20 protein-coding genes are annotated in these 20,206 nt (G+C 69.9%); 6 read left to right on the top strand and 14 right to left on the bottom strand.

The features are described 5' to 3' along the window. Window positions 1-103: 103 nt before the first annotated feature. Window positions 104-478 carry a cupin domain-containing protein gene (locus AB5J53_RS11390; RefSeq protein WP_369245512.1) on the bottom strand — a complete coding sequence of 125 codons (375 nt, stop codon included), beginning with the start codon at window positions 476-478 and terminating at the stop codon, window positions 104-106. Between the two features lie 116 nt (window positions 479-594). Between AB5J53_RS11390 and AB5J53_RS11385 the strand changes: the two genes are divergently transcribed. Continuing rightward, window positions 595-1,041 carry a MarR family winged helix-turn-helix transcriptional regulator gene (locus AB5J53_RS11385; protein WP_369245511.1) on the top strand — a complete coding sequence of 149 codons (447 nt, stop codon included), beginning with the start codon at window positions 595-597 and terminating at the stop codon, window positions 1,039-1,041. Window positions 1,042-1,212: 171 nt separating this feature from the next. Beyond that, on the top strand, window positions 1,213-2,073 hold the full coding sequence (locus AB5J53_RS11380) for an esterase/lipase family protein (protein ID WP_369245510.1): 861 nt from the start codon (window positions 1,213-1,215) through the stop codon (window positions 2,071-2,073). A gap of 58 nt (window positions 2,074-2,131) precedes the next feature. Here AB5J53_RS11380 and AB5J53_RS11375 read toward each other — a convergent pair whose 3' ends face one another. Continuing rightward, entirely contained in the window at window positions 2,132-3,157 is a 1,026-nt protein-coding gene (locus AB5J53_RS11375; RefSeq protein ID WP_369245509.1) for a lytic polysaccharide monooxygenase, read from the bottom strand. Between the two features lie 169 nt (window positions 3,158-3,326). Between AB5J53_RS11375 and AB5J53_RS11370 the strand changes: the two genes are divergently transcribed. Beyond that, a complete protein-coding gene (locus tag AB5J53_RS11370; protein ID WP_369245508.1) occupies window positions 3,327-3,776 on the top strand; it encodes a GNAT family N-acetyltransferase in 450 nt (149 codons plus the stop codon). Window positions 3,777-3,841: 65 nt separating this feature from the next. Here AB5J53_RS11370 and AB5J53_RS11365 read toward each other — a convergent pair whose 3' ends face one another. Then, window positions 3,842-3,976: a hypothetical protein gene (locus tag AB5J53_RS11365; protein ID WP_356140129.1), complete on the bottom strand. Its 135-nt coding sequence runs from the start codon at window positions 3,974-3,976 to the stop codon at window positions 3,842-3,844. 136 nt (window positions 3,977-4,112) lie between these two features. On the opposite strand from AB5J53_RS11365, the gene AB5J53_RS11360 reads away from it, so the two are divergent. Further along, window positions 4,113-4,730, top strand: coding sequence for a class I SAM-dependent methyltransferase (locus tag AB5J53_RS11360; RefSeq protein ID WP_369245507.1), 618 nt, complete (start codon window positions 4,113-4,115; stop codon window positions 4,728-4,730). A gap of 76 nt (window positions 4,731-4,806) precedes the next feature. Here AB5J53_RS11360 and AB5J53_RS11355 read toward each other — a convergent pair whose 3' ends face one another. Both AB5J53_RS11355 and AB5J53_RS11350 read right to left on the bottom strand, forming a co-directional pair. Continuing rightward, entirely contained in the window at window positions 4,807-5,307 is a 501-nt protein-coding gene (locus tag AB5J53_RS11355) for a DUF402 domain-containing protein (RefSeq protein ID WP_369245506.1), read from the bottom strand. After that, a complete protein-coding gene (locus AB5J53_RS11350; protein ID WP_369245505.1) occupies window positions 5,288-6,217 on the bottom strand; it encodes a GNAT family N-acetyltransferase in 930 nt (309 codons plus the stop codon). Before AB5J53_RS11350 ends, AB5J53_RS11355 begins: the two co-directional genes overlap by 20 nt. A gap of 71 nt (window positions 6,218-6,288) precedes the next feature. On the opposite strand from AB5J53_RS11350, the gene AB5J53_RS11345 reads away from it, so the two are divergent. Beyond that, a complete protein-coding gene (locus AB5J53_RS11345) occupies window positions 6,289-6,657 on the top strand; it encodes a GntR family transcriptional regulator (RefSeq protein WP_369245504.1) in 369 nt (122 codons plus the stop codon). A 200-nt stretch (window positions 6,658-6,857) separates the two neighbouring features. Here AB5J53_RS11345 and AB5J53_RS11340 read toward each other — a convergent pair whose 3' ends face one another. Both AB5J53_RS11340 and AB5J53_RS11335 read right to left on the bottom strand, forming a co-directional pair. Then, a complete protein-coding gene (locus AB5J53_RS11340; protein WP_369245503.1) occupies window positions 6,858-7,628 on the bottom strand; it encodes a DUF72 domain-containing protein in 771 nt (256 codons plus the stop codon). 35 nt (window positions 7,629-7,663) lie between these two features. Beyond that, a complete protein-coding gene (locus tag AB5J53_RS11335) occupies window positions 7,664-8,758 on the bottom strand; it encodes a DUF5925 domain-containing protein (RefSeq protein WP_369245502.1) in 1,095 nt (364 codons plus the stop codon). A 167-nt stretch (window positions 8,759-8,925) separates the two neighbouring features. On the opposite strand from AB5J53_RS11335, the gene AB5J53_RS11330 reads away from it, so the two are divergent. Further along, window positions 8,926-10,341, top strand: a complete 1,416-nt coding sequence (locus AB5J53_RS11330) for a xylan 1,4-beta-xylosidase (protein ID WP_369245501.1) — start codon at window positions 8,926-8,928, stop codon at window positions 10,339-10,341. Between the two features lie 45 nt (window positions 10,342-10,386). On the opposite strand, the gene AB5J53_RS11325 is transcribed toward AB5J53_RS11330, so the two are convergent. From AB5J53_RS11325 to AB5J53_RS11295, 7 genes are all read right to left on the bottom strand, one after another. After that, the gene (locus tag AB5J53_RS11325) at window positions 10,387-14,226 is read right to left on the bottom strand and encodes a lipopolysaccharide biosynthesis protein (RefSeq protein WP_369245500.1); all 3,840 of its coding nucleotides are present in this window, start codon (window positions 14,224-14,226) and stop codon (window positions 10,387-10,389) included. Further along, on the bottom strand, window positions 14,219-15,016 hold the full coding sequence (locus tag AB5J53_RS11320; protein WP_369245499.1) for a polysaccharide deacetylase family protein: 798 nt from the start codon (window positions 15,014-15,016) through the stop codon (window positions 14,219-14,221). Before AB5J53_RS11320 ends, AB5J53_RS11325 begins: the two co-directional genes overlap by 8 nt. Continuing rightward, entirely contained in the window at window positions 15,013-16,026 is a 1,014-nt protein-coding gene (locus AB5J53_RS11315; RefSeq protein ID WP_369245498.1) for a glycosyltransferase family 2 protein, read from the bottom strand. Before AB5J53_RS11315 ends, AB5J53_RS11320 begins: the two co-directional genes overlap by 4 nt. Then, window positions 16,023-16,841: a glycosyltransferase family 2 protein gene (locus tag AB5J53_RS11310; RefSeq protein ID WP_369245497.1), complete on the bottom strand. Its 819-nt coding sequence runs from the start codon at window positions 16,839-16,841 to the stop codon at window positions 16,023-16,025. Before AB5J53_RS11310 ends, AB5J53_RS11315 begins: the two co-directional genes overlap by 4 nt. Window positions 16,842-17,214: 373 nt before the next feature. After that, window positions 17,215-18,309 carry a GNAT family N-acetyltransferase gene (locus tag AB5J53_RS11305; protein ID WP_369245496.1) on the bottom strand — a complete coding sequence of 365 codons (1,095 nt, stop codon included), beginning with the start codon at window positions 18,307-18,309 and terminating at the stop codon, window positions 17,215-17,217. Window position 18,310: 1 nt separating this feature from the next. After that, window positions 18,311-18,736, bottom strand: a complete 426-nt coding sequence (locus tag AB5J53_RS11300; protein ID WP_369245495.1) for a hypothetical protein — start codon at window positions 18,734-18,736, stop codon at window positions 18,311-18,313. Between the two features lie 176 nt (window positions 18,737-18,912). Further along, window positions 18,913-20,121 (bottom strand): S8 family peptidase, encoded by a 1,209-nt coding sequence (locus AB5J53_RS11295; RefSeq protein ID WP_369245494.1) that lies wholly within the window; start codon window positions 20,119-20,121, stop codon window positions 18,913-18,915. Window positions 20,122-20,206 lie beyond the last annotated feature (85 nt).

Here is a 20,206-nt window from a genome sequence, read left to right as displayed (position 1 = left end):
GCCGAGAATCACTGGTTCCTGGTGAAGGCGGTCATGTGGGGCATGGAAGTCTGGATGGGCGTCCGCTTGCTCGAGTTCACTCGCTCCGAGTTCGCCCTCCAGGTCAGTTCGCCCACGGCGGAGTGAGGACCGAGCCGTCGGCCAGCTCCGCCTGAAGGCCGATGGACGTGGTGACCCAGGAGATCGCGACCTCGTCGGTCGGGTTCTCGACGCCGAGGGTGGCGCCCGGGTTGATGATCACCGTGTCGCCCGCGGTGACGCGATCGGTGTGGCCGTCGAGGGTGATCAGCAGTTCGCCGGCGAGGAGATGGAAGATCTCCTCGCGGTTGACGGTGTGGACGGGGGCCTTGGTCCCCGCGGGTATCTCGCCGCGCCAGGCGCACAGCTCCTTGCTGCCGCTCAGGGGAGTGGCGTGCGAGATGAAACGGGCTCCGTGGATCTCGTGGACGACGGCTTCGGACGGACGGATGACGGGCACAGGTGCCTCCGGGGAGGTGGATGCGAAAGGGTGAGATGGTCAAGCTGCTTGACTACGTGCGTGGCTCCTATGGTCAAGCTGCTTGACCAATTCGTCAAGGGTGTTTCAATGCATGCGTGCAGAACTCCGAGGCCATGGCCCTGTCCGCCGCGCTGCTCGCCGTCGCCGGTGAGCTGACGCAACGCATTAACGAGGGCGTGGTCGCCCGGGGGTTCGAGGGGCTGCGGCCCGCGCACGGCTTCGCGTTCACACGGCTCGCCCCGGACGGTGCGACGGTCACCGACCTCGCCGCCCACCTCGGGGTCACCAAGCAAGCGGCCAGTCAGCTCGTCGAGGAGCTCGTCCGCAAGGGGTACGTCGAGCGGCGCCCGCATCCCGACGACGCACGCGCCCGGCTGATCGTGCTGACCGAGCGCGGCTGGGCCTGCACACGCGCGGCGGAGGAGGCGGCCGCCGACGTCGTGCGGGCGTGGGGCGGGCTGCTCGGGGAGGGTGAAATGCGCGCGTTGCACGACCGTTTGGTGCGCATCGCGCCCTACGGTCCCATCAGGCCCGCCTGGTGACGGTTCATCGGCTGCAACCGCTGCCCCTGGTTACCACTGGAAGTTTTTACTGACGCGTAACTTCACACTTGAGCTACTCGCCCGTAACTTGACGAGTGAACAGCATCCTCGTGATCCGGATCACAGGGCGTACGCCGTCGCAACTCCCTTGAGCCGCAAGGAGATCACACGATGCTGCCCTGGAAGCGAGTGCTCAGACCCCTGACCGCGCTGCTCCTGACCGCCGCCGTCGCCATCGTCCCCGCCGCCACCGCCCGGGCGGACTCCGCCCCCAGCAGTGGCTGGAACAACTACTCCTGCAAACCGTCCGCCGCCCACCCCCGCCCCGTCGTCCTCGTCCACGGCACTTTCGGGAATTCCGTAGACAACTGGCTGGCCCTCGCGCCCTACCTGGTGGGCCGCGGGTACTGCGTCTACTCCGTCGACTACGGGCAACTGCCCGGCGTCCCGCTCTTCAACGGCCTCGGCCCCATCGACAAGTCGGCCGAACAGCTCCAGACATTCGTCGACAAGGTGCTCGCCGCGACCGGCGCCGCCAAGGCCGACCTCGTCGGTCACTCGCAGGGCGGCATGATGCCCCGCTACTACCTCAAATTCCTCGGCGGAGCCGCCAAGGTGAACGCGCTCGTCGGTATCGCGCCCGACAATCACGGCACCACCCTCAGCGGTCTCGCCAACCTGCTGCCGTACTTCCCGGGCGCCGAGGACCTGCTGTCGACGGCCACACCGGGACTCGCGGACCAGGTCGCCGGATCCGCGTTCCTGACCAAGCTCAACGCCGGCGGCGACACCGTCGCGGGCGTCCACTACACGGTCATCGCCACCAAGTACGACGAGGTGGCCACGCCGTACAACTCCCAGTTCCTCACCGGCTCCGACGTGCACAACGTCCTGCTGCAGAACCTGTGCTCGGTCGACCTCTCCGAGCACGTGGCGATCGGACTCCTCGACCGGATCGCGTTCCACGAGGTGGCCAACGCCCTCGATCCGGCGCATGCCACCGCGACCACCTGTGCGTCCGTGTTCAGTTGAGCACGCCGCCGGGGTCTGTCCGGCCTGAGCCGCCGGACAGACCCCGGAGTCCCGCGCCCTAGCGGCCGTGGCGGCCGCCCGACATCGCGCGCCGCCGGACCGAGGCGAACAGCGCCGCCGCACCGAGCGCCAGGGCGGTCGCCCCGCCGATCGCGATGTACGAGGTGGAGGAGTCGCCACCGGTCTCGGCGAGGTTCTGCGAGGAACCGTCCGTCTTCGGCTGGTTCGCCGCGTCCGCGTCGGCCGCTGCGGCGCTCGCGGTGCTCCCGGCCGCCGTCGGCTCCGCCGACGTACTGGCGTCGTCGTCACCGTGACCGTGGTGCTCGACGGTCGACTTGTCGGCACCGTCCTCGATCTGCTCCTCGGAGGGCGCGGAGGCCGTCGGGGCGGGGGAGGAGCCGCTCCCCGCACCACCGCTGCCACTTCCGGTGCCGCCGCTTGCGTCGCCGCTTCCGCCGAAGGCCACGTCCGAGCAGGAGTAGAACGCCTCCGGGCTGTCCGAGCGCTGCCAGATCGCATACAGGAGCTGCTTGCCCGAGCGCTCAGGGAGCGTGCCGGAGAAGGTGTAGAAGCCGCCCGAGGCGGCCGGGTCGGTGGCCGTCGCGACCGGGTGCGCCAGGTCCAGGTCGTCCCAGGCGAGCGGCTGGGACGGGTCGTAACCCGCCTTGGTGATGTACACCTTGAACGTGCCCTTGTGCGGGGCCGTCACCCGGTACTTGAAGGTGTACGAGCCGCTGCTCACCCCGGTCGCGGGCCAGTCGGCGCGCGCCAGGTCGAGCCCCTTGAACTCGTCGTTGTTCGCGCTGCACAGCTTGCCGTCCGGTATCAGAGCCTGGTGCTGCCCGTTCGCGTCGCCGATCCGGATCCCGTTCCAGTCGTAGAGCGCCTGCGTGCCACCCGCCGCGACGGCTGCCTTGCAGGCATCCGACTTGGGGTTCTCGGGACCCTCCGCATAACACTGGGACACCCGGCTGACCGGGTCACCCATCGTGCCGTGCGCGGACGCGGGCGCGGCTGCCAGCGCGGTCAGGGCGAGCGGGGCGATGCCGACGGCGACGACGGCGGCCTTGCGGCGAGCAGACATGGGGGAACTCCTCGAAACGGTCCTTCGGACATGCGGCGAACCCGCGGGGGCGATCAGCAAGCTAGCCTCAAGAAACCGTGAAATCGCCTGCTGGAGGCGGGTGATGGAGATCCTTATGGCCGCGTTAAGGGAGTGCTGAGACTGCGATCAGGTAGGTAGCGTTCGCGGCATGACAGACGAGGAGATCCGGTCGGCCGTCGCCGCCGACGTGCCGGTCGTGAAGGCCGTGATCGACGCGGCGTTCCATCCCTACATCGCGCGCATCGGGCTGGTTCCGGCGCCCATGGAGGCGGATCACGCGGCGAACGTGGCCGCGGGGCAGGTGTTCGTGACGGGGAAGCCGGTGACAGGGCTCGTGGTGGTCGAGGAGCGCGAGGAGCATCTCTACCTCGACATCATCGCCGTCCACCCCGACGCCCATGGCAAGGGCATCGGGCGCCGGCTGCTGCACTTCGTGGACGCACGCGCGCGTGAGCTCGGACTGCCCGAGATCAGGCTCCTGACGAACGCGCTGATGTGGGAGAACCAGAAGATCTACCCGAGGTACGGGTACGAGGTGGTCGAGCGGCGCGTCGACGGTCCGTACGACCGGATCCACTATCGCAAGCGGCTGGCCTGACGGTTCTGGTGGTCGACCGACGGTTTCGTCGGTGGACTGACGTTCCTGGTGGTGGTCGTGGCGGCTCAGCCGTCCGGCCACCACGTTCGTGCGATGTCCTTTCGGACCTCCGGGCGCTCGGCCGGGCGCTCGTCGGCCTCGTCCCGAACGCGGCGGGAGTCCGACTTCCTCAGGGGCTTCTGCACGGTCACACGGCGCATGGCTGCCTCCTTGTGCCTACCGGGTTCCGTTGTGTACGGAGGTAGACCCTTTCCGGGAGAGTTCCTCATCGGTCGGGATCTGTCTGTGGCGGCTGTCACGAATCGACTGTCAGTGGCGGGTGTCACCCTGGGGCGCATGGCGAGTAACAGTGACATGAATCCGGGGGCGGGTGTCGACTGGGACGCGGAGTCCGTCTCGTTCGACGAGGAGCCGGACCACGGCCTGCGCGCCCCCGTCGTAAGGGAGGCCTGGGCGGCCCGGCTGCGGGCATGGCTGCCGGAGCGCGCGTCAGACGTCCTCGACGTGGGCTGCGGCACCGGCAGCCTGTCGCTCCTCGCGTCCGAGCGGGGGCACCGGGTCACCGGGGTCGACCGCTCGCCGCGCATGGTCGACCTCGCCCGCGCAAAGCTGGCCGGCCGTGACGCGGTGTTCCTGGTGGGTGACGCGGTGGCACCGCCCATCGGCGAGCAGCGGTTCGACGTGCTGCTCTGCCGTCATGTGCTGTGGACGCTGCCGGACCCCGAGCGCGTCCTGCGGCACTGGCGCGGGCTGCTGCGCCCCGGAGGGCGGCTCGTCCTCGTCGAGGGCGTCTGGGGCACCGTGAGCCCGGTCGGCATACCCGCCGAGCGGCTGACCGCCCTCCTCGACCCCCTGGTGACCCACCTCAGCGTGGAGCCGCTGTCGGGCGACGCGCGGCTGTGGGGCCGGGAGGTGGAGGACGAGCGGTACGCGGTGGTGGCCACCGTCGAGTGACAACACGGGGGTCTGGGGCCTGTCGTCGAACTCCCGCCGTCTGCCCGCGGGGCAGGAGGGAATTCGACGACAGGCCCTAGGCCAGCAGCCCCTCGAAGTCGCCCCCGCGGGCCAGCCGTTCGAGTTCGTCCAGGGCGTTCTCGGCGGCGGTCGCGGCCTCCGGATCGGTGGTCGCCAGACCGCTCGCCGCGAACTCGTCCTCGTCCAGGCGGAGTACGGCCTTGCCGTCGGCCGAGCGCCACAGGTCCAGATCGAGATCCTCGACGACCAGCTCACCGCCGGAGACGGTGGCCGGGCGGGTGATGTCGCAGTACCAGCCCTTCAGCACACCCTCCGCGTCACGGACCTCCTTCACCGCGTACCAGCGGTCCCGCCAGTAGTACTCGGTGAAGACATCGCCCTGTTCGAACCGTACGAAGCCGAAGTCGCGTGCGCTGTCGCCCGCCCACGGCGCGCGTACGATGACGCGCGTGCCGTCGTCGTCGAGCAGCTCCGCGGGGTAACTGATCTTCGTACGGCCGTACTTGACGAGGACGACCTCCAACGAGCCCGGGGTGTCAGCCGAGGTCGCGGACATACTTCACCTCCGTCGCGCAGATCTCGTATCCGAACCACTTGTTGATCGCCAGCATCGGCCCGTTGCCGGAGTCGTTGCCCGTGAACGCCTCCGTGAAGCCGGCCGAGCGGGCGCGGTGCAAGGAGTCGTTCTTGGCGAGCTTGGCGAGGCCGCGGCCCCGGAAGGCGCGGGCGGTGCCCGTCATCACCGTGCCGTAGCGGGTGCCGCCGTCGGTGCGGGCCGCGCTGAACGCGGCGGGCCGGCCGTCGACCACGGCGACCGAGGTCAGCTCGTGGCTCAGGAGGGGGTGGTGCCAGGTTTCCGTCAGCCAGGCCTCGTAGTCCGTGAACTCGCGGTCGACGTCGCTCGGTTCGTCCAGGAGCGTCTCCGCGTCCAGGCGGAACAGCGGTCGCGGATCGTCGGCGAAGTCCGCGGCGGTGCGCAGCTCCACGCCGGGCGGCGGGGACTGGAGGGGCGGCAGGGTGCCGTTCGCCAGGTCGAGGCGGAGGAAGTGCGCCGAGCGGGCGGCGCGGTAGCCGTGCTTCTCCGCGAAGGCGCGGTTGCGGGGTTCGTCCAGGACCCAGGCGTGCAGCCTGGTCGCGTCCAGGGCGCTCAGCCGCTCCTCGGCGGCGCGCACCAGCAGCGCACCCGCGCCGCGTCCCGTCCGCTCCGGGTGCACATAGACATTGACGTACGCCTGGCCGGGCTCCGGGCTGTCGTACACGACACCCACCTGTGCCGTGCCGATGGACTCGCCGTCCTCCTCGGCCAGCAGCGGCTGGTAGTGGGAGTCGGGGTGGGCGTGCTCCAGGTCGTAGCCGATGGACTCGGGGGTGAAGAGCATGAACGGGAGGGCCAGGTGACGGATGCGGGCGAAGGCCTCGGCGTCCGCCCGGTCCCCGCGGCGCAGTTCGCGAACGAGCACTGTCATGGAGTCGCACGCTACGCGTGGGTCGTGTGCGGATGCCTCTCATTTTCCGGTGGGTACGGGACAATCGCTGCGTGACCCTGAAGATCCACATCGCTGAGGGGGCCGCGCCGTACGAGCAGGTGCGCGCCCAGATTTCCGAGCAGGCCCGGTCCGGCGCGCTGCCGGTCGGCTACAAGCTGCCCACGGTGCGCGGCCTTGCCGAGTCGCTCGGCCTCGCTGCCAACACCGTCGCCAAGGCGTACCGGGCTCTGGAGGCGGACGGGGTGATCGAGACCCGGGGGCGCAACGGAACGTTCGTGGCCGCCGCCGGCGACGCCGCGTCACGCGAGGCCGCGACCGCCGCGCAGGCTTACGCCGATCGGGCGCGCCGCCTCGGCCTCACCGAGTCGGCCGCGCTCGACGCCGTACGGGATGCCCTGCGGGCGGCTTACGGAGGCTAGGAGAGTGTTGCCGGCGCGGCCGGGCGAGTTCGCACCGCCGGCCGGGTACGTCGCCGTGCCGGAGCGCCGCCGGGCGGAAAGAGCCGGAGCACGTCCAGGCGGAAAAAGCGGGAGCGCCGTCCAGACGGAAAGAGCCGCGGCGCCGTCCAGGTGGCAAGAGGCGGAAAGGAGAGCCGCGGCGAGTAAAGGCTGCCGTCACCTCACGACGCCGGCATGTGGCCCGGTGTGCGGGTCACCGTCAGGCCCGCCGCCCTCGCCGCCCTGGCGAAGGTCACCGCGTCCTGGACCGCCGCCGCATGCGGATCGTTGTTGAAGTACACGTACACGTCGTGGTCGTCGGGCCAGGTGTCGGCGATGCGCTGTATCCAGGTCGTCAGGGACTGCCGGCCGTAGTGCGGCCACCGCAGGGCGCGGCCCTGGTGGAAGCGGACGTAGCCCCAGTCGGTGGTCCGCCACAGGGGGGTCACCGGGCGGGCCAGGACGTCGGCCCAGCAGAGGGCGGCGCCCCGTGACTCCAGCACCTCGCGCACCTCAGGTGTCCACCAGGAGTCGTGGCGCGGTTCGACCGCGATCCGCGTGCCTGAAGGGAAGCAGGCGAGGCAGTCGTCGAGGAGGGTGGTGTCGGCGCGCAGTGTGGGCGGGAGCTGGAGCAGGACCGGGCCGAGCCGGTCGCCCAGGCCGGCCGCGTGGGTCATCAGGCGGTGCACCGGCTCCGCCGGGTCCCGTAGTCGCTTGATGTGGGTCAGATAGCGGCTCGCCTTGACGGCGACGACGAAGTCCGGGGGAGTGCGCTCCCGCCAGCTCTCGAAGTTCTGCCGCGACGGCAGCCGGTAGAAAGCGTTGTTGATCTCGACGGTCGCGAACCGCGCCGCGTACTCCTCCAGCCACAGCCGCAGGGGCAGCCGGTCCGGGTAGAGGACGCCGCGCCAGTCCTTGTACTGCCACCCCGACGTGCCGACGTACAGGGTCATACCTCCATCAAAGCACCGCATGGACTATGCGGCGGCTACAGATACAGCCCCGCGTCCGCGCCCTCGCGCTGGTCCGGTACCGACGTGGGAGTCGTCCCCCGGCGCAGCGCGTACAGCTCCGCCAAGGTCGCGCCCTCGCGCGAGACGCCCTCCTCCGTGCCCAGCCAGTTCACCGCTTCGCGGCGGGTCAGCGGGCCGACCTCGATGCGGGCGAGGCAGCGGCCGGGGCGGACGACGGCGGGGTGGAGGCGCTCCAGGTCCTCGTTGGTGGTGACGCCCACGAGCACATTGCGGCCCTGGCCCAGCAGCCCGTCCGTGAGGTTGAGCAGGCGCGAGAGCGCCTGACCCGCCGTGTGCTTGGCCTCGCCGCGGATCAGCTCGTCGCAGTCCTCCAGGAGGAGCAGCCGCCAGCGGCCCTTCCCCGTGCCGTCCTCCTCGCCGATCGCGATGTCCATGAGATAGCCGACGTCCGAGAAGAGCCGTTCGGGATCCAGGACGCAGTCGACCTGGCACCAGTCGCGCCAGGAGCGGGCGAGCGTGCGCAGCGCGGAGGTCTTGCCGGTGCCCGGCGGGCCGTGCAACAGCAGCAGACGGCCCGCGATGTCCTCCGGCGTCGTCTTCATCAGGCGGTCCATCGCGTCCGCCACCGGTGCCGTGTAGTTGGGGCGGACCTCTTCCCACGTACCCGCCGAGATCTGGCGTGTCGTACGGTGCGGGCCTCTGCGCGGAGACACGTACCAGAACCCCATCGTCACGTTCTCCGGCTGGGGCTCCGGCTCGTCCGCCGCGCCGTCCGTCGCCTGGTTGAGCACCTTCTCGGCCAGTTCCTCGCTGGTCGCGGTCACCGTGACATCGGCGCCGCGGTTCCAGCGGGACACCAGGAGGGTCCAGCCCTCACCCTCGGCGAGGGTCGCGCTGCGGTCGTCGTCCCGCGCGGAGCGCAGCACACGGGCGCCCGGCGGGAGCAGGGTCGCCCCGGACCGTACGCGGTCGATGTTCGCCGCGTGCGAGTGCGGCTGCTCGCCCGTCGCGAAGCGGCCGAGGAACAGCGCGTCGACGACGTCCGACGGCGAGTCGCTGTCGTCGACGTTGAGCCGGATCGGCAGAGCGTCGTGTGGGTTCGCAGACATGCCGCCATGATCCGTCACGCGGGCGCCCTGTGCACCCGGTTTCCGCAGTGCGTCCTGTGTGTCGGCTGTCGTCCACCGCTTCCGGTGTGTCCCCTCCGTCCTGTTACAGGGCTGTGGTGTTACGGGATCTGTCCTACGGCCGTTCCCCGCCGTTACTGTTGCCCATGATGGGACGTCATGGGTGGAATTCGGAGGCACGACGGTGGCGGCTCACCGCGCTGCTCGGTGTCGGTGCGGCCGCTCTGGCCCTGGTCGTGACCCTGCTCAACACCCTGCCGGGAGACGGCGGGAGCACCGCGGGCACGACCCGCGACGGGGACAAGGTGCACGGCACTCCGGTCACCCCGCCCCAGTCGCCGAGGCCGGAGGTGGGCTGGGGCTTCACCCACACCCAGTTCAGCGCCGACGAGGGGGACGCCGCCGCCACCGAGCGTGCCGAGGGGCTGCTGGAGAAGCAGTCGCTGCCGCAGAACCAGCACATCATGGGCTGGGGCGCGGGCAACCCCGAGCCGTCCAGGGGGCGTTACGACTTCTCCGAGATGGACCGCCGTATCGACTTCATCCGCAAGTCCGGCGGCACCCCGATCGTCACCCTGTGCTGCTCCCCGGACTGGATGAAGGGCGGCAAGTCCGGCGTCACCGACTGGAGCCAGGCCTCCTTGGAGACCGCCCCGGACCGCGCCCACTACAAGGACTTCGCCGCGCTCGCCGCGACCGTAGCCAAACGCTATCCGGACGTACGGCACTTCATCGTCTGGAACGAGTTCAAGGGCTTCTGGAACGACAGCGAGGCCCGCTGGGACTACGAGGGCTACACCGAGCTCTACAACCTGGTCTACACGGCGCTGAAGAAGGTCGACAAGGGCATCATGGTGGGCGGCCCCTACCTGGTCATGGACAGCTTCGACCCGCGTCAGACGGACAACGCGTCCACCACCGTGAAGGGCACCTGGGGCGCCATGGACCAGCGGGTCCTCGACGCCTTCGCCTACTGGAACAAGAACAAGGTGGGCGCCGACTTCGTCGTCGTGGACGGCTCCAGCTACACCAACGACGACGACATGCTGCCCAATGAGTTCGCCGCCACCGACAAGCTCACGGCCGTCGGCGAGTGGGTGCGCGAGCAGACGCACGACCTGCCGCTGTGGTGGGCCGAGTACTACGTCGAACCGGCCGACGGCAACGACGACCGCAAGGGCTGGTCGGAGACCCACCGCGCCGCCGTCCAGGCCGCCGGAATGATCGCGATGGTCAAGGGCGGCGCCTCGTCCGGCTTCTACTGGAACCCGGAGGAGGAGAAGGGCTCCGACTGCGCGGGCTGCCTGTGGACACCGACCGACAGCGCCGGCGGGGGGAAGGCACTCCCCATGTACGACCTGGTCTCCCGCTTCAGCAAGGAGTTCCCGCCCGGGACGAAGTACCGGACCGTGTCCGTCGCCGCCGACGACGTGCCCAACGTCCGCGTCCTCGCCACCGACAAGGTCGCCCTCGTGGTGAACACCCTGGACCGCTCCATCAGCGCCCAGGTGGACGGCAAGCGGTTCGAGATGCGGGCGTACGAGGTGAAGTGGCTCACCCGGTAAGCGGGGCTTACCGGGTGAGCCACTTCAGTACTCGCGCAGTGCGTACTACTTCATCGTCAGGAACCGCTGCACCATCGAGGCCAGCAACACCGCCAGCAGCGGCAGCGAGAACCAGAAGCTGCTCTGCAGCCAGCGCAGCTGCCGCACGCTCGGCCGCATCGCGACCCGTACGACCTCCCGTGCCGTCAGCAGCACGATGAGCGCGATCGCCGCCAGACCGCCGACGACCGACCACGGCGTCCAGGTCACCTGGGGCCCGATCGGCCCCGGATCGGCCTTGGGGACCTTGCCCGCGGGCTGCTTGCGCAGCGCGTACATCGTCACGTCGTCGTTGACGAGGACCTTCTTCAGCTCCTGCCGGTCGTCGAGGTTGCTGATCAGCCTCGACTCCCAGGTCGCCGAATAGCCCACATCCATCTCGAGGTAGACCACCTGACTGCGGTTGATCATCAGATACGAGTTCGGGCCCGCGTCCTTGAGCGCCTTGACGAGCCCGGACACCAGGACCGGGTCGGCGGGCGCCAGCGTGGGCACGTAGTTCACCTTCTCCATGTCCCGTGTGCCCCAGGGCATCGCCGGCGTCACGTTGTCGAGCGTGTCGTTGCTCAGCCACAGCAGCCGTACGGTCGGGTCGTCGTGCTCGTACACGTAGTTCATGGCCGCGACCTCGCCCGGCCTGATCCGCTCGAAGGACTCGTTGCCCCAACGGGCCACCAGGAAGCCGCCCATGAGGAGCAGGCCCGCCATGAGGGCCGCGAGGGGGGCGAGGCTCACCCGGTCCTTGTCCCGCTCCTTGGCGGTGACGCCGGTGCGCGGGAAGAGGGCGAGACCGGCGAGCAGGGCCGCGCCCGGCAGGGCGAACATGAAGACGCGCAGGGCCATTTCGCCGCCGTACGACTGCATGCCGAAGCCCAGGAACGGTACGAAGGTGAGGACGAGCAGCGAGCGCTCGCGGTACTTGTGGTCGCGTCGGCGCCACCAGCCCCAGCAGGCGAACGCCATCACACCGCCGGCCAGCAGCACGCGCGTGTACAGCACGAGCTTGTGGGTCGAACTGCCGCCCTGGATACGGCCCGAGACGGACGACGACACATTGCCGCCGACGCCGCCGACTCCGCCGAACAGGTCGTCGAAGTGCCCCGACCAGTACGGCTCGGCCATGAAGGCGATCCAGACCGAGACCAGCACCGCGAACAGGATGGGCAGGCCGCGCAGTTCGGAGCGGCCGATGAGGACGAGGACCGCGAGGACGCCCAGCATCACGAACGGCGTGAGCTGGTGCGCCGGGACGGTCGCCGCGAACAGCCCTATCAGGACCATGAGGAGGACGGCGCGCTGACGGCGGTTCGTCGGCTCGACCTCCGCCTCGCCGGGGCGCGCCTTCGCCCACAGCACACGCGGCGCCCGGAACCACACGAGCAGAACCGCCACGAAGACGAGATAGAGCAGATACGTGAAGCCCTGCGGCGAGAAGTAGTCCTGCCCGACCCAGCCGCTCAGCACGAAGATCCAGATACCCGTCCACTTGGCCCGCCAGCTCGCCCGCATCGAGCGCACGAGAAGGAACATCGGTGCCAGGTAGAGGAGTTGGATGGCCAGCGGCCACCAGCGGATGACCTCGGTGAGGTCGGTGACCCCGCAGGCCTTCGCGATGAACGCGGCCGCGGCGAAGAAGCCCGGCCAGCTCCAGCGTGCATCCAGGTCGGGTACGGCCGAGCCCGTCCGGTCGATGTAGTCGAGGAACCCGAGGTGCTGCCAGGCCGTCGCGAACCGCGGCTCGGTCTCGATCACGGCGGGGAGCGCGTGCAGCGAGACCACGGTGGCGAGCAGGGTGACGAGCAGCAGGCCCTTGTGCTCGCGGTTCATCCAGAGCAGCGAGGCGAAGACCGTGATCAGCAGGGCCGCGCCGACCAGGGTCGGCAGTGGCAGGACGGAGATCAGGCCCAGGCCGCCCATGCGGGCGAGGGAGCCGTCGTTGAGGCCGAGTGCGGGGACCCAGTAGAGGAGTAGCGCGGAGATCAGTAGGCAGCCGAGGACCACGCCGGGTTTGGTCGGGTGCGTTACGCGTTCGCGAAGGGAGAGGGGTGTGCGGTCGTCTGCCGGCTGCGGGTCGTCGGTGGCTTGTCGCGCCGCCGCGGCGGAGCCGCTCGATGTCACGCCCCGCGCCCCTGGAGAGGCGCTCTCCTGGGCGTCCGCTTCAAAGGGCGCGTCGATCTCCGGGGCCTCGGAGGGGCCCAGCGACGCCTCCGAACCCGGCTCCCGTGCCTCGACCGGCAGCCCCACCTGCGGCCGCAGCGCCCATGTCGGGCGGTGGTCCGGCCGTACCGAGGGCGTCCCGGTGGGCGGTGTGCCCGGTCCCGGTCGTACGTCCGGCCTGCGTTCCTGGTGGTCGAAGTCGACGTGGATACCGAGCGCGAGGGTGTCGGCGTCCAGCTTCTTCGCCCAGGAAGGACCGCTCTTCGTCGCGGGGACCTCGCGCGCCCCCAGGTCGGCGAGGTCCCCGTCCGGCGCCGCGTCCGCGGGGACCTCCGCGGGCGGCGCGGTCCGCACGATCTTGTACAGCTTGGGGGAGGCGATCGTCACGATCACCGCGAGGCTGGAGATCTCGGCGACGCCCGCGCCGGTCAGGCCCATGCGCGGCAGCAGGATCACCGTGAGACCCAGCACCAGCACGCACAACAGGCCCTGCAGATAGGCGAGTCCGGAGGTGCGGCTCTGGGCGCGCAGCACCGCGAAGTACGTCTCCATGACGACCCGCAGCACCGCGCCGACGGCGAACCAGCGCAGCAGCGGGGTCGCCGCGTGCGCGTAGCCGTCGCCGAAGACATGCAGGATGAACGGCGCGCCGAGGAACAGCAGCCCGCACACCGGCAGCATGATCCGCGCCATCCGCTTGAGCGCGGCCCGGGTGTTGGCGGCCAGGCGCGCCGGGTCGTGCGAGCCCTCGACGGTCAGCGACGCGCCCATGTTGATGGCGAGCAGGTTGACCGTGCCGCCGATCGTGGTGGTGATGTAGAAGTACGCGTTGTCGGTGGAGCTGACCTGCGCGGCGACGATCACTGGGACCAGGTAGACCACGGCGAGCGAGAAGAGGGAGCCGGTGTAGTCGCCGGCCAGGAAGCGCCCGATCTCCCTGAAGGAGGGCGGTTTCGCGTGCTCCTCGGTCGCCTTGATGTGCCGGGGCACCAGGCGCCGGAAGACCAGCAGCCCGAGCGGCACCACCGACAGGGCGATCGCCGCCACCCAGGAGACGAAGACGCCCGTGGTGGGGATCGCGGCGGCGAGGCCGACGAGCAGCATCAGCTTCACCGCGGAGAACACGGTGTTGCCCACCGGCACCCACAGCGCGCTGCGCAGCCCGGTCAGCACACCGTCCTGGAGCGTCAGCAGCGACCAGGCGACGACCGCGAGGATGAACCCGAGGCCGTTGAGCGGCCCGTGCAGGAAGCGGTACGAGGGTCCCCACAGGTTCAGGGTGAGCAGAAAGACCACGGCTGCCAGCGCCACGACCACCGAACTGCCCGCGTACGTACGGAAGATGAGTCGCCCGGTGGCGCGTCCGGCGACCGGGATGAAGCGGGCCAGGGCGCCCGTCAGCGTCACCGCGGTGAGGCCCGCGAGGAGCTTCATCGCGGCGATCGCCGCGGAGCCCTGGCCGACCGCGGACTCGGAGTAGTAGCGGGCGGCGACCAGCCAGTAGCCGAGCCCGAGCACCGCGGAGATCCCGGTGTTGAGCATCAGGGCGTAGGCGTTGCGGAACAGCTGGTTGCCCCCTCCTGCACCCTTGCGGCTCCTGCCGGGCAGGCGGAGGCGGCGCCCCGACTGCTGCTCGGGTGCCTCGGTCGTGGGTGTGGAAGCCTGGGTTGTGGTCGTCGTGTCAGACACGGGAACGGATGGCCTTCCGGCGGACCTGTCGTGCTCTTCGGACCATGGCGTACCCCTTGGTGAGGGCGCGGTCCCGGGCGAAGTTGCGGGCGATCGCACGGCCTTCGACCAGCCGCTCGAACTCCTCGATACCGGTGCTGCGGCGCACGGTGACGCGCTGCAGGGCGTACGGGCCCTGACGACGCCGCGCCAGACCGTTGCCGACGGCGAGCGACTGGGCGAACCCCGCCTCGCGCACCGTACGGCGCACCCGGCGGCTGGAGTAGCCGTACGGGTACGCGAACGACACGGGGCGGGCGCCCAGTTCGTCGGCGATGATCTCCTTGCAGCGCAGCAGCTCGAACCAGAGCGCGTCGTCGGGGAGCTGGTCCATCTGCGGGTGGGTATGACTGTGCCCGCCGATCTCCACCTGCTCCTCGGCGAGCCTGCGCACCTGGTCCCATTCCAGCATGGTGTCGAGGCCGCCCCCGGTGTCGTACGCGCCCTTGATCCACCCCGTCGAGACGAACAGCGTGGAGGCGAAGCCGTGCTTGGCGAGCACGGGCAGGCCGTGCCGGTGCACGCCCTCGTAGCCGTCGTCGAAGGTGATCAGGACCGGACGCGCCGGCAGCGGGCCGCCCGAGCGCCAACTCGCCGCCAGCCGTGCCGTGTCCACCGGGGTGAACCCACGGTCGTCGAGCAGCGCCATCTGCTCGGCGAACGCCTCGGGTGCCACGGACAGTTCGCGGGTCGCGTCGTTGGGCGCGGTCGCGATCGAGTGGTACATGAGAATCGGCACAGGTTCGCTCATGCTGCAGCCCCCTCGTCGCCCGGGACCCCCTCGATCTCCACGACGGAGACCACCGAAAAGACGGCGCCGCCCCTGCGCGCCCGGACGCTCCCGAGAACGTACCCACCGGCCGCCGTCAGAACCCCGGCGACGATCGCGCCCGCGCGTCCCGCGCCGCCCGGGCGGGCCAGCGCCGCGTCACGCAGTCCGCGCAGCACTCCGGCGGGCAGGACGCGGGTCGCGTAACGGCGTTCCGACTCAAGGCCCTTGTCGGAACCGACACTTCGGGCGACGAGCGCCTTGGACAGGCCCTCGGCGTACGCGCGCGTGCGGAAGTACCCGAAGTGCTCGCGGGCCTCGGGCACCCGGTGGTGGATGACCGCCCGGTCGTCGATCAGCAGGATCGCGTCCGGGCGTGCGCGGGTGAGGCGGATGCACAGCTCCGTCTCCTCGCAGCCCAGCGGGCGCTTGTCGCCGTCGCGGCCGATGCCGGTCGCGAAGCCGCCCGCCGCGTCGAACGCTGTACGACGGAAAGAAGCGTTTCCGCCGAGGACGTTGCGGACCTGCACACGGCCCGGCGGCAGCCCCTTGTATGTGCAGCCCACCACCCAGTCGAACTCCTCGGGAAACCAGACCGGGCGGCGGCCCGACGCCCAGATCGGCATCGTACGGCCGCCGACGGCCATGACCCGCGGGTCCGCGTACCCCGCGGCGAAGTGCCGCAGCCAGTCCCGCTCGGCCACGGCGTCGTCGTCGAGGAACGCGATGATCTCGCCGCGCGAGGCGGCGATACCGGTGTTGCGGCCCGCGGACAGCCCGCGGGGGCCCGCGTTGGCGAGCACCCGCACCCCGTCGGTCTCCTTGTACTCCCTGGTCAGCCGCTCCAGAAGCGTGGCGTTGTGGTCCACGACCAGGAGCGTCTCCAGGGCGGGCAGGGACTGCGCCCGCACCGAGGAGACCGCCGCCAGGATGTCCTCCCAGCGGTCCTCGGTGTAGACGCAGACCACTACGGAGATGTCCGTCTCGCTCAAGACGCCTCTCCCCGACCCGAGTTGAGCTGAGCGGCGTGCGGCCTGCGGCGCAGCGCGCGCCGGTTGGAGCGCTCCTTGAGGATCACCTTGAGCACCCGGAACCCGTCCCGCACGGCGCGCAGGTTGCTCGTGCCGTGGATGCGGAGGTACTCGTGGCTGGGTATCTCCTGCACCTTGAGGCCCGCCTTGACCACCCGGATGTTCATCAGGGTCTCGACCTCGAAGCCGGTGCAGTCGAGTTCGATCTTGTCGAGGCAGTGCCGCCAGAACGCGTTGTATCCATAGCAGAGGTCGGTGTAGCGGGCGCCGAACTTGGCGTTGACGACCGCGCACAGCACGTGGTTGCCGAGCTTGCGGATCGGCGTCATGTCGGACGTGCCGCCGCCGTTGGCGAAGCGGGAGCCCTTGGCGAAGTCCGCCCCGGACACCAGCGCGGAGACATACGACACGATCTCGTTGCCGTCGGCCGAGCCGTCCGCGTCGACCATCACGATGATGTCGCCGGTGCACGCCTCGAATCCGGTGATCAGGGCGTCGCCCTTGCCCTTTCCGTGCTGTTCGACGACCTTGACGTCCGGCCACAGCTCGCGGGCCACTTCGACGGTGTTGTCGGTGGAATTGCCGTCCACAAGAACCACTTCGTGAATCCAGCCGGGAAGGGTCTTGAAGACGTACGGGAGATTCTCGGCCTCATTCATGGCGGGAATCACGACACTCACCGGTGGCGCTATGGCCAGGTGAGAGGAGATGGGCCGGTACTTGTTGGCCATTAACGGATCTTGGCCCGAAATGGCTGGGCGCAGGACTGAGCTCATGAGTCTGGTCCCTCTCGTCCGGTGGACCGCCCGCCCCTGGGCAGTCCGGTTCTTTGTCCGGTTCGAAAGGGGGGTTCTCACTTACGGCATGACGAAATGGATCTCCGTGCCTGCCGGGTGAGCTGGCAAAGCTGGCCGGCTTTCGGGAAAGCGGAAGCCGGTCGCGCGGCACGACTCGGCACAGATGTGGTCACCGAGCACGGCACCCCCCTACCGCGCCCCGCGCCGGGCCATCTACGCGATCTTGAGCCCTCCCCTAGATCGCACGAGCGAGATGGACCGATGCGGGTGAGATGTATGACGGTATTGACGATTGCGTCCCTATGGCAAGACCTGGAACGAGGCCTCACGTTTTTGTTGGTATGGCCGTTACCTAACGCCTCGAACGGATTTTCCCCATCCGTTTGAGGATACTGTCGGCCGGCTCGAACAGCTCCGGCCGGGACAGCACCGCATTGCGCAGTGCCCGGACCGGGGCGCGGTGCGCCCGGTGCCCGAATGCGACGGGATGACGTCGTGTCACCCACCCCTCGGACACGGAGAGATCCCGTGTCTTGAGGGAGTCCTTGTAATCCTTCTGGCCCCGCCCAAGATCCACATAAGCAATTCCGTCGGCGGCGGCCGCCTCGGCCATGCGCAAATGCAGGATCAGGCCCGGGGAGTATTTCGCGAACGCCGGGTCGTACGCCGGAAACCAGCACGCCATGACCCGTTCGGTGCGCAGCCCGAAGTGCGCGGCGACCGGCTTGCCGTCCGCGTACAGCACCGACAGGATCCCCGCGAACGGATCGAAGCGGGAGTGGTAGAGCTGCTGGACCAGGTGGCTGATCCAGGCGTGCGCGAAGCGGTCGCTGCGCCCGGTCCTGCGGTACTGCGCGGACTTCCAGTCGATCAGCGTGCGCAGCACCGCCGGGTCGCGCTCGTCGTGCACATAGCGCACCCCGCCGACGTCCCGGCCGAGCCTGCGCTCCTTGGCGAAGGTGGTACGGGTGAACTTCGGCGACCGGGCGCGCAGTCGGCGCAGATATGTTTCGTAGCCCTGGTCGAGGTCCATGACCGGGGACGGGAAGGTGCCGGAGGCTCCCGCCTCGAACGGCCCCTGGCCTTCCGCCAAGTGGTCGAACTCCCAGACGGCGAGCCCGCAGGCCCGCAGCAGCTCGTGGGCTTCCCAGGTGAAACCGGGGCGGTGCACGAGACCCTGGCAGTCGGAGATGCCGAGGCCGACAGCCCGGCCGACGCCGGCGGTGGTTCTGTGGAACGGGAAGAACGCCGCGGGCTCGCCGTCCTCGCGTAAGACCGCGATCCGCACGCCGCGTCTGCAGCGGCCCACCGCGAGCGTGAACTCGGGGGACAGGAACGGGTTCGCCAACCCGGGCGAGCCGCTCAGGTGGGCCTTCGACTGGAAAGCGGTCCAGGCCGCCCGGTCGGCTGCGCTCAGCTCGCCGGGGCGGTACACGCTGATGTCCACGTCAGGAGGCCCGCGTTCCCGCCGTACGGCCGCGCATGCGCCGTACCAGCACCAGGAGGAGAATGAGCGAGCTGATCGCGGTCACGGCCGCGATCCCGCCGCGGACCGACCACCGGTGCACGGCCAGCATGCCCTGGGCCACCAGCATGTTGACGGCGACCGCGCCCGCGACCGACGCCAGGATGCGGCTGAACGGTTCGAGCCCGCGCAGCGCGGCAGCAATGGCGACCGACGGCGCCGCGAGCAGGAAGAACAACGTGAACGGGCCACGCAGCGGTGAGTCCACGTCGGCGAGCGCGAGGACCGCACCGACCACCCCGACCACCGTCGCGGCACCCGCGAGCAGCGGCAACAGGTCCCTCCCCGGATCCTGTCCCGACCGCTCCGCGCTGCCGGACGAAGGTGTCTTGATGCGTATGGTCTGCATTGGCGACTTTGCCCCCTGAAGCGCCGGATGCCGGGCTTCAATGTCGCGCAGCGGGCGGGGGGCCGTCAAGGTGCGGAAGACGCTCTCGCGGGTTCTTGGCCATCTTCAAACATGTGTTCCCCGGAGGCGCCGGCTGCCTCCGGGGAACTTCCGTTCAGGTCAGGCGAGTTGACTTACTACGACACGATCTTCAGGAGCTTGTTCGGCGAGCCGGTGCCCGCGCTGGTGACCACGCCGGAGGTGGCGCCGTTCACCAGGGCCGTGGCGACCTGCGCCGGGGTGGCGGAGGTGTGGCCCGCGAGGTAGACGGCGGCCGCGCCCGCGACGTGCGGGGTGGCCATCGACGTACCCGAGAGCGTCGCGGTGGCGGTGTCGCTGGTGTTGTAGCCCGCCAGGATCGAGGAGCCGGGGGCGAAGATGTCCAGGGTCGAGCCGTAGTTGGAGTAGCTGGCCTTGGCGTCCGTGCTGGTGGTGGCGCCGACCGTGATGGCCGTGGCGACGCGGGCGGGCGAGTAGGAGGAGGCGTTGGCGCTGCTGTTGCCCGCCGCGACCGCGTAGGTCACACCGCTGGCGATGGAGTTCGCCACGGCCGTGTCCAGCGAGGTGGAGGCGGAGCCGCCGAGCGACATGTTGGCGACCGACGGGGTGGTGTGGTTCGCGGTCACCCAGTCGATGCCCGCGATGACGCCGGCGGTGGTGCCGGAGCCGCTGTTGTCGAGCACCCGCACGGCCACGATGTTCGCCTTCTTGGCGACACCGTAGGTCGTGCCCGCGATGGTCGTGGCCACATGGGTGCCGTGGCCGTTGCCGTCCGAGGCGGTGGTGTCGCCGTCCACGGCGTCGTAGCCGTACGAGGCACGGCCGCTGATCTGGGTGTGGGTGATGCGGACGCCGGTGTCGATGACGTACGCCGTCACACCGCTGCCCGCGGTGTCCGGGTAGGTGTAGGTGCCGGACAGCGGCAGCGCCGCCTGGTCGATGCGGTCCAGGCCCCAGGGGGCGCTGGATTGCGTGGTGTCGGTCAGGTGCACCGTCTGGTTCTGCTCGACGGAGGCCACCGCCGGGTCGGCGGCGAGTCTTTTGGCCTCGGTCGCGGAGAGGCCCGCCGTATAGCCGTTCAGCGCGGCGCCGAACGTCTTCTTCACCGTGCCGCCGTATTCGTTGATCAGGCCCTTGCCCGCGCTCGACGCGGCCTTGAAGCCTGCGCCCTTCTTGAGCGTGACGATGTAGCTGCCCTTGATCGCTGTGGGGGAGTCGGCGGCGAGCACCTTGCCCTCGGCCGGGGCGGCCTGGGCGGGAAGTGCGGTGAGTCCGCCCAGAAGGGCGGCGGTCGCCACGGAGGTGACCGCGGCTATCCGGATCTTCTTGCTACGCAGCTGTGCCATTACGAGGGAGTCCTCCTCTAGGCAGCGCGCGCCTGGGTGGGGCGCACGACTGTGGGGGATGCGCGCGTCATCGCGCGCACAGCCC

It is taken from the genome of Streptomyces sp. R41, assembly GCF_041053055.1.
Lineage (GTDB): Bacteria > Actinomycetota > Actinomycetes > Streptomycetales > Streptomycetaceae > Streptomyces.
Note: the sequence above shows the minus strand (reverse complement) of the source record. Positions and strands in the feature narration are given on the sequence as shown.